General features: G+C 58.4%; 2 protein-coding genes. One reads left to right on the forward strand and one right to left on the reverse strand.

The window, feature by feature from the left end; genetic code table 11:
• Nucleotides 1-156: endonuclease/exonuclease/phosphatase family protein (locus tag NKH90_RS34440; RefSeq protein ID WP_352823743.1), on the reverse strand; the 156-nt coding region annotated here is incomplete at its 3' end.
• Nucleotides 157-750: 594 nt separating this feature from the next.
• Between NKH90_RS34440 and NKH90_RS34445 the strand changes: the two genes are divergently transcribed.
• On the forward strand, nucleotides 751-1,893 hold the full coding sequence (locus NKH90_RS34445) for a Fic family protein (RefSeq protein ID WP_352823741.1): 1,143 nt from the start codon (nucleotides 751-753) through the stop codon (nucleotides 1,891-1,893).
• Nucleotides 1,894-2,202 lie beyond the last annotated feature (309 nt).

The following is a 2,202-nucleotide window of genomic DNA, read 5'->3' on the forward strand; positions in this document are numbered from 1 at the left end:
ACCGGCGTTCCTGACGGCTTCCGCGGGAAATTTCTCATCCGAAGTCTTCAATTCCTGAAGGCACACGATGTCATAGTCGGTCTGACCCAGCCACTTGGTGAGCAAGGGCAGACGACCGTTCACCCCGTTGACGTTAAAGGTTGCGATACGGGTCATCCGAAGTTCTCAACAACCCTTGGCGATTTGAGCATGGAAGGCTCAGATGTTGATGCTTGCATCATGCCGGCAAAGGGGGGCCTTGTCAGTCGTCTTTCTAGAATGGCGGTCGAGCAGTTTCATCAAGCGTGCCAGATGGAGCGATGAGCGCAGGAGCTGGTCGTCGGGAGCGTCGTAGCCGAAGTCGCGAGCGGTAGATGCGGCGCTCACAATCCGGCGTTAAGGCGGCCGCAACGCACGGACTCTTCGGACGGGTGGAGCTTGGGCAGGTCTACTGCGGACTGAGGGCGACCGCCTTGGGTCCAGTGGGTTTAAGTAATGCTGCGAAGGAATCCTATATGGCCGAGCCACAGCTCTCAATTCGTAGCGGCAAGGCGGGCGATCTTGCGAAGGGTTGAACCGAAGCACGGCTGACCTTGTGGACCACATCGGTAGCCTCAAAATGGGAGGTCTTTGAGAGAAGAAGCCGACAAGAGGAATAATAAGCCGTGACCATGCGGTGTTTAGCTGGTCTATTCACCGCATAAATCGCGGCAAATGATCTTGCATATACGACGATTGAGGCCCATATTCGACGCAAAAAGTGCGGAGAATATGGCGACCTATATCTATGAGCTTGAAAACTGGCCGCAGTTCGAGTGGCGCAGCCAGGACCTTGCCGATCAACTGGCGACGGTGCGCCATCGGCAGGGCCGGCTGCTGGGGCGGATGGAGGCGCTAGGCTTCGAATTGCGTGCCGAGGCGATGCTTCAGACCCTAACGGAGGACGTTCTCAAATCCAGCGAAATTGAGGGTGAAATTCTCGACAAGGAACAGGTGCGGTCGTCCATCGCCCGCCGACTGGGCATGAATATTGGCGCACTGGCGCCGGTCGACCGCGATGTCGAGGGCGTGGTCGAGATGATGCTCGACGCAACTCAGAACTATCAGGCGCTACTTACGGATGAGCGGTTGTTCGCCTGGCATGCGGCCCTGTTTCCGACGGGTCGCAGCGGCATGACGAAGATTATCGTCGGTGCGTGGCGGCATGAAGCCTCTGGTCCGATGCAGGTCGTCTCAGGTCCCATCGGTCGGGAGAAAGTCCACTATGAAGCTCCAGCAGCGGCCCGGCTTGAGCTTGAAATGGCCTCGTTCATCGACTGGTTCAACGGTTACGCGCCGCTTGATCCCGTTCTGAAGGCGGGGGTCGCCCATCTATGGTTCGTCACCATCCATCCCTTCGAGGATGGCAACGGCCGTATCGCCCGCGCGATCGCCGACATGATGTTGGCGCGATCGGAGGGCAGCGCTCAGCGGTTCTATAGCATGTCCGCGCAAATCCGGGCCGAGCGGAAGGACTACTACGCGGTCCTCGAACGGACGCAGAAGGGCAGTCTCGACATCACCCCTTGGCTGCAATGGTTTCTAAGCTGCCTCGACCGCGCCTTCAGCGGGGCCGAGGAGATTTTGGCCAATGTGCTGCGAAAGGCCCGTTTTTGGGAGGAGATGGTCCAACGACCTCTAAGCGAACGCCAGCGCAAAGTCGTCAATCGGCTCCTGGACGGCTTCGAAGGCAAGCTCACCTCCTCGAAATGGGCAGTGCTGACCAACACCTCACCTGACACCGCCTTGCGCGATATCAATGATCTCCTGGCGCAAGGGATACTCGTGAGAGATGAAGCCGGTGGGCGAAGCACGAGCTATTCGCTGGCAGGATTGGATGACGGGCCGGATCGCGCGCCTCGGCGACATCGTTGAAACAGGAGCGCGAGCCGACAGCACGCGCCCAAAGCATGATTGGCCCGCTCGATTGGTTCGGAGAATGCGTCTATGCCGTTTGTCGCTCGGCACTGGTCCATCGGGTTCGGTCGCAAGCCGTTAGGGCCAGTCATTGACGAACTTTCCGCCTTGATAGCCGCCATTGAAGCCCCAGCGAGCGGTTTGATAGGCTGCAAAACCCCTGGATCGCGCTTTGGCTTTGCCTAGAGCCTTTCACGTTTTGATGGAAGCGTAGCCGGCGTTTGCGAAGTAGTTGTTGCATTCGGTTGCCTCGATCGTTTCAACGAG

The sequence above is a fragment of the Mesorhizobium sp. M0898 genome (genome assembly GCF_040319695.1).
Taxonomy (GTDB): Bacteria; Pseudomonadota; Alphaproteobacteria; order Rhizobiales; family Rhizobiaceae; genus Mesorhizobium.

Bases quoted from the DNA above. Each gene is read 5' to 3' on its own strand.
- NKH90_RS34445 (WP_352823741.1), top strand. From the start codon at position 751: ATGGCGACCTATATCTATGAGCTTGAAAACTGGCCGCAGTTCGAGTGG.